We start from the raw sequence: 6,572 nt of genomic DNA, 5'->3' as shown, positions 1-6,572 counted from the left end.
TCACCCGAAAGTCGTGCGCCAAGGCCAACATTGCCCCTGCGCCGAAGGCGTGCCCGACCAGAGCGGCGGCGGTGGGGACGGGCAGGGTGAGCATCCGGGCCAGCATGCCCTGGACGCGTCCGACATACCACTGGGTCCGCTGCCCGTTGGCCATCAGCCAATCCAGATCCAGACCGTTGGTGTAGAACTTGCCGCTGGCCGTGGTGACCAGGCCCTGCGCGCCGGCGGCGACAACCTCGTCGAGGTGTGCGTGGAACTCGTCGAGAAAGTCTGGCGAGAAACGGTTTTCGTTGGCGCCGAGGTCGAGGACCGCGATCTTTTCTTCGTAGCTCAGGCTAATCGTCACGGTTTCTATTATTCAGGCGTCAGGTCCGGCACATCGCTGGCGTGGTCGACAACGTCTTTGGCCGTGGCCGCGGCCATGACGCGGTCGCGGACCAGGAACCAGCCGCCGATCAGTGCGGGAACGGCGGCCACCAGCGCCGCGATGACCCACTGACCCTTCTCAGGGTCGAGCGCCATCAGCACCAGGACGCCCGCCAGGAAAACCAGCGTCACATAGCCGCTGTAGGGGGCGAGCGGCATCCGGAATTGCGGCCGCTCCATCGTTCCGGCCTTCGCCCTGCTGTAGAACCGCAGCTGGCAGAGCACGATCGTCGCCCAAGCCGCGAGCACCCCGATTGCGGCGATGTTCAGCACGATTTCGAAGGCCTGGCTCGGTTTGATCGCGTTGAGCACGACACCGAACAGCCCGATGGTGGCGGTCAACAGGATCCCGCCGTACGGCACACCGTTTTTCGACATTCGTGCGGTGAACTTCGGACCACTGCCGTTCACTGACATCGACCGCAGGATCCGGCCAGTTGAATACAGTCCGGCGTTCAGGCTCGAGAACGCGGCGGTAAGCACCACCACGTTCATGATGCTGCCGGCGCCGGTGAGCCCGATTTTCGAGAAGAAAGTGACGAACGGGCTCTCCGCGTGTTTGTAGGCGGTATAGGGCAGTAGCAGCGCCAGCAGGAGTACCGATCCGCAGTAGAAGACGGCGATACGGGCGATCACCGAGTTGATCGCCCGTGGCATCACCTTCTCCGGTTCCGCGGTTTCTCCGGCGGCGGTGCCGACCAGTTCGACTGCGGCATAAGCGAATATCACTCCCGAGGTGACCAGCACCAGTGGCAGCAGGCCGGTGGGCAAAAATCCGCCGTGGTCGGCCCACAGGCTTGACCCGGTGCTCTTTCCCTGGATCTTGAAGCGGCCCACCAAGAAGACGATTCCGACGACCAGGAACGTCGTCAGCGCTATCACCTTGATCAGCGCCGCCCAGAACTCGAACTCGCCGAAGGCCTTCACCGAGATCAGGTTCAGCGACACCACCGCCACCAGCGCGATCAGCGCGAGCGCCCACTGCGGGATCGCCTCGAAGGTCGTCCAATAGTGGAAGTAGCTCGCGATCGCGGTGCTGTCGACGATCGCCGCCATCGCCCAGTTCAGGAAGTACATCCAGCCCGCGACGAATGCCGCTTTCTCCCCGAAGAACTCTCGGGCATAGGAGACGAACGAGCCTGACGTCGGGCGGTGCAGCACCAGTTCGCCGAGCGCGCGCAGGATCAGGAAGACGAATACCCCGCAGATCCCGTAGACCAGGAACAATCCGGGTCCCGCCGACGCGAGTCGTCCGCCCGCGCCCATGAACAACCCGGTGCCGATGGCGCCGCCGATCGCGATCATCTGCATCTGGCGAGGTTTTAGGTCGTGGTGATAGCCCTGGTCCTCATGGGCGAATCGATGATCGGCGGCCGCATGATCAGCCGGGTCGGGCGTGCTGGGCAGCGGTGGCATTGCATTCCTATCGTCGTAGCCTGGTGCAACGCTGCGGCGCCGGACACGCCCCAGAAACGGAGTGGTGGCGAAACTATCCCACGGTGTGACGTCGCTCTCAACCGGCAGGGAACAAACTCTTGAGCAACACCGTTGTGCCGTTCATAACCTTGAGTGGAGTAGACTCAACATTGGCTTGACAGCGGGACACCGCAAAGGGCAGGCTTGAGCGGGGTTCACTCAGCGTAGTGCATACCAAGTTGGACTATCAGGAAGGATTCACCATGGCTCGTGCGGTCGGTATCGACCTCGGGACCACTAACTCTGTCGTCGCAGTTCTGGAGGGTGGGGACCCCGTCGTCGTCGCCAACTCCGAGGGCTCGCGGACCACTCCGTCCATCGTCGCGTTCGCGCGCAATGGCGAGGTACTGGTCGGCCAGCCTGCCAAGAACCAGGCGGTGACCAACGTCGACCGGACCATCCGTTCGGTGAAACGCCACATGGGCACCGACTGGTCTGTCGAGATTGACGGCAAGAAGTACACCGCGCAGGAGATCAGCGCTCGCATTCTGATGAAGCTGAAGCGCGACGCCGAGGCCTACCTCGGTGAGGACATCACCGACGCGGTGATCACCACACCCGCTTACTTCAACGACGCTCAGCGTCAGGCCACCAAGGAGGCCGGCCAGATCGCCGGCCTGAACGTGCTGCGGATCGTCAACGAGCCGACCGCGGCCGCGCTGGCCTACGGCCTGGACAAGGGCGAGAAGGAGCAGCGGATCCTGGTGTTCGACCTCGGTGGCGGCACCTTCGACGTGTCGTTGCTGGAGATCGGTGACGGCGTCGTGGAAGTTCGCGCCACCTCGGGTGACAACCACCTCGGCGGTGACGACTGGGACGACCGCATCGTCAGCTGGCTGGTCGACAAGTTCAAGGCCAGCGCGGGCATCGACCTGACCAAGGACAAGATGGCCATGCAGCGGCTGCGTGAAGCGGCCGAGAAGGCCAAGATCGAGCTGTCCAGCTCGCAGAGCACGTCGATCAACCTGCCCTACATCACCGTTGACTCCGACAAGAACCCGCTGTTCCTCGACGAGCAGCTCACCCGTGCGGAGTTCCAGAAGATCACCCAAGATCTGCTCGACCGCACCCGTAACCCGTTCCAGCAGGTGATCAAGGACGCCGGCATCTCGGTTTCCGAGATCGACCACGTGGTGCTGGTCGGTGGTTCTACCCGCATGCCCGCGGTGTCGGATCTGGTCAAGGAGATGACCGGCGGCCAGGAGCCCAACAAGGGCGTCAACCCGGACGAGGTTGTTGCCGTCGGTGCCGCCCTGCAGGCCGGTGTGCTGAAGGGCGAGGTGAAAGACGTTCTGCTGCTTGACGTCACGCCGCTGAGCTTGGGTATTGAGACCAAGGGTGGCGTGATGACCAAGCTGATCGAGCGCAACACCACCATCCCGACCAAGCGGTCGGAGACCTTCACCACCGCCGACGACAACCAGCCGTCGGTGCAGATCCAGGTCTATCAGGGTGAGCGGGAAATCGCTTCGCACAACAAGCTGCTCGGCTCCTTCGAGCTGACCGGTATCCCGCCGGCCTCGCGCGGTGTCCCGCAGATCGAGGTCACCTTCGACATCGACGCCAACGGCATCGTGCACGTCACGGCCAAGGACAAGGGCACCGGCAAGGAGAACACGATCAAGATCCAGGAGGGCTCCGGCCTGTCCAAGGAAGAGATCGACCGGATGATCAAGGACGCCGAGGCGCACGCTGACGAGGACCGAAAGCGTCGCGAAGAGGCCGACGTTCGCAACCAGGCCGAGACGTTGGTCTACCAGACGGAGAAGTTCGTCTCCGAGCAGCGCAGCGCCGAAGGTGGTTCGAAGGTTCCCGAGGACACGCTGAACAAGGTCGACGCCGCGGTGGCCGAAGCCAAGACGGCGTTGGAAGGCACCGACATCGGTGCCATCAAGTCCGCGATGGAGAAGCTGGGCCAGGAATCGCAGGCCCTCGGCCAGGCGATCTACGAGGCCACTCAGGCCGAGCAAGCGGCCGGTGGTCACGGTGAGGCCGGCGCGAGCGGTGCCGACGATGTCGTGGACGCGGAGGTGGTCGACGATGACCGGGAGGCCCAGTGAGCGAACCCAATCCGCACGAACAGGTAACTGTCACCGATAAGCGTCGGATTGATCCCGAAACCGGCCAAGTACGCCACGTGGCTTCCGGAGCCGCCCCCAGCGGGGTGGCGCCGGGCGCCGCAGCGATTCCGGCATCGGCAGGCGGCGCAGCCGACAAGGTCGTCGAGCTGACCGCTGATCTGCAGCGGGTGCAAGCCGACTACGCCAACTACCGCAAGCGCGCGTTGCGCGATCAGGAAGCCGCAAGCGAGCGGGCGAAGGCCGCCGTGGTCAGCCAATTACTGGGCGTGCTCGACGATCTCGACCGCGCCCGCAGCCACGGCGACCTGGAATCCGGGCCGCTGAAGTTGGTCGCCGACAAATTGCTCAGCGTGCTGACCGGACTCGGCTTGACCGCGTTCGGCGCCGAGGGCGACGACTTCGACCCGGTGCTGCACGAGGCCGTGCAACACGAGGGCGACGGCGCCGACGGCTCGAAGCCGGTGATCGGCAACGTCATGCGGCACGGCTACAAGCTCGGCGACCAGGTGCTGCGGCACGCGTTGGTCGGGGTGGTGGACACCATCCCGGATGACTCGACGGGCGACACCGCCACGGAAACCGAGAGCGCGAACACAGTCGATAACGACGCGAGCGAGGGTGAGCACGACGCAGAATCAGAACCGTCGTCGGACAACTAACGAGCGGTTCGGACGGGACACGATAACTAGAGAAAGGTGTGAGGGGGTGACGCGATATGGCCCAACGCGAATGGGTCGAAAAGGACTTCTACAAGGAGCTGGGCGTCTCTCCTGATGCCGGCCAAGACGAGATCAAGCGGGTGGCCCGCAAGCTGCTCGCCGAGAACCACCCTGACCGCAACCCCGGCAACAAGACGGCCGAGGATCGGTACAAGGCCGTCTCCGAGGCCAAAGAAGTACTGACGGATCCGGCCAAGCGCAAGGAGTACGACGAAACCCGTCGGCTCTTCGCGGGAGGCGGATTCGGTCGCCGATTCAACGGTGGCGACTTCGGCGGTGGCTTCAGTGGGGCCGCATATGGCGGCGATGGCGCCGAGTTCAACCTCAACGATTTGTTCGACGCGGCCGGCCGCTCTGGTGGCACCAACATCGGCGACCTGTTCGGCGGTCTGTTCGGACGTGGCGCTCAACCACGTCCCAGCCGTCCGCGGCGCGGCAACGACCTGGAGACCGAAGCCGAGCTGAGCTTCATGGAGGCCACCAAGGGCGTGGCGATGCCGTTGCGGCTGACCAGCCCGGCGCCGTGCACGAACTGTCACGGCAGCGGAGCGAGGCCGGGTACCAGCCCCAAGGTGTGCCCGAACTGTAACGGCTCGGGCGTAATCAGCAGCAACCAAGGCGCTTTCGGCTTCTCCGAGCCGTGCACCGAGTGCCGCGGCAGCGGGTCGATCATCGAGCACCCTTGCGAGGAATGCAAGGGCACCGGTGTCACCACCCGTACCCGCACCATCAACGTGCGGATCCCACCGGGTGTCGAGGACGGACAACGAATCCGGCTGGCCGGCCAGGGCGAGGCCGGGTTGCGCGGTGCCCCGTCGGGTGACCTGTATGTCACCGTGCACGTGACGCCGGACAAGGTCTTCGGCCGCGACGGCGACGACCTCACTGTCACCGTCCCGGTCAGCTTCACCGAATTAGCCTTGGGTACAACGCTTTCCGTGCCGACATTGGACGGCAAGGTCGGTGTTCGGGTGCCTAAAGGCACTGCCGACGGCCGTATCCTGCGGGTCCGCGGACGCGGTGTGCCCAAGCGTTCCGGCGGTCAGGGCGATCTGCTGGTCACCGTCAAAGTCGCCGTCCCGCCGAACCTGGACGGCGCTGCCAAGGAGGCGTTGGAGGCCTACGCCGTCGCCGAACGCTCCGGTGGCTTCGACCCGCGAGCCGGATGGGCAGGTAACCGGTGATGGCCAACAACCCTAGGGAATCAGACGCGCGGACCTTCTTGATCTCGGTGGCCGCCGAGCTGGCCGGTATGCATGCGCAGACGCTGCGTACCTATGACCGGCTCGGGCTGGTCAGCCCGCGGCGCAGCTCCGGTGGTGGGCGTCGTTATTCGCAGCGCGACGTCGAGCTGCTCCGCGAAGTGCAACGGCTGTCGCAGGACGAGGGTGTCAATCTGGCTGGGATCAAACGCATTATCGAGTTGACCAACCAGGTCGGGGCGTTGCAGTCGCGGCTGACCGAGATGGCCGTCGAGATCGAGGCGCTGCGGGCCAACCAGCGACGCGACGTCGCGGTGGTGCCCAAGAGCACCGCGGTGGTCGTCTGGCAGCCGCGACGATGAGCGAGCCCGCGTAAGCGGGGGAGCGAAGCGGCGCCATCCGCCGGAGTCGATGAGCGAGCCCGCGTAAGCGGGGGAGCGAAGAGGCGCCGACAGGCTGAGCCGCTGAATGCTGGTAGCACTCGGGTAGTGCACTACTCGTGCTTTCGGCTGACCAGGGGCGTTACGTTGCTCGCGAGACCCCCAGCGCGAGGAAATCCCGAAATGTTCGATCTGCCCAACGACTGCGACTACGACAGATGGCTCAATGTCTTCACCGAAGCATCCGCACGACTTGACGCCCTGGAAACAGCCGTAACCGACGTCCGC

General features: G+C 64.7%; 6 protein-coding genes. 4 read left to right on the top strand and 2 right to left on the bottom strand.

What is annotated here, in order from left to right:
- The coding region (locus tag VKI00_RS15585; RefSeq protein WP_324438845.1) for an enoyl-CoA hydratase-related protein at window positions 1–346 on the bottom strand (346 nt) is incomplete at its 3' end.
- Between the two features lie 8 nt (window positions 347–354).
- Window positions 355–1,842 carry an amino acid permease gene (locus tag VKI00_RS15580; protein WP_324438843.1) on the bottom strand — a complete coding sequence of 496 codons (1,488 nt, stop codon included), beginning with the start codon at window positions 1,840–1,842 and terminating at the stop codon, window positions 355–357.
- Window positions 1,843–2,105: 263 nt separating this feature from the next.
- Between VKI00_RS15580 and dnaK the strand changes: the two genes are divergently transcribed.
- The 4 genes from dnaK to VKI00_RS15560 are packed head-to-tail and all read left to right on the top strand — an operon-like array spanning window position 2,106 to window position 6,266.
- Window positions 2,106–3,962 carry a molecular chaperone DnaK gene (gene dnaK / locus VKI00_RS15575; RefSeq protein WP_324438842.1) on the top strand — a complete coding sequence of 619 codons (1,857 nt, stop codon included), beginning with the start codon at window positions 2,106–2,108 and terminating at the stop codon, window positions 3,960–3,962.
- Entirely contained in the window at window positions 3,959–4,642 is a 684-nt protein-coding gene (gene grpE / locus VKI00_RS15570; protein ID WP_324438840.1) for a nucleotide exchange factor GrpE, read from the top strand. The genes dnaK and grpE overlap by 4 nt, the downstream gene beginning before the upstream one ends.
- A 56-nt stretch (window positions 4,643–4,698) precedes the next feature.
- Window positions 4,699–5,886 carry a molecular chaperone DnaJ gene (gene dnaJ / locus VKI00_RS15565; protein ID WP_324438838.1) on the top strand — a complete coding sequence of 396 codons (1,188 nt, stop codon included), beginning with the start codon at window positions 4,699–4,701 and terminating at the stop codon, window positions 5,884–5,886.
- Window positions 5,886–6,266 (top strand): heat shock protein transcriptional repressor HspR, encoded by a 381-nt coding sequence (locus VKI00_RS15560; RefSeq protein ID WP_324438837.1) that lies wholly within the window; start codon window positions 5,886–5,888, stop codon window positions 6,264–6,266. Before dnaJ ends, VKI00_RS15560 begins: the two co-directional genes overlap by 1 nt.
- The last annotated feature ends 306 nt before the right edge of the window (window positions 6,267–6,572 follow it).

This window comes from Mycobacterium sp. (assembly GCF_035314665.1).
Taxonomy (GTDB): Bacteria; Actinomycetota; Actinomycetes; order Mycobacteriales; family Mycobacteriaceae; genus Mycobacterium.
This window is presented reverse-complemented; position numbering and strand designations above follow the sequence as displayed.

Coding starts and splice junctions, on each gene's coding strand:
- dnaJ (WP_324438838.1), top strand. CDS start 4,699: ATGGCCCAACGCGAATGGGTCGAAAAGGACTTCTACAAGGAGCTGGGC.
- VKI00_RS15580 (WP_324438843.1), bottom strand. CDS start 1,842: ATGCCACCGCTGCCCAGCACGCCCGACCCGGCTGATCATGCGGCCGCC.
- dnaK (WP_324438842.1), top strand. CDS start 2,106: ATGGCTCGTGCGGTCGGTATCGACCTCGGGACCACTAACTCTGTCGTC.
- VKI00_RS15560 (WP_324438837.1), top strand. CDS start 5,886: ATGGCCAACAACCCTAGGGAATCAGACGCGCGGACCTTCTTGATCTCG.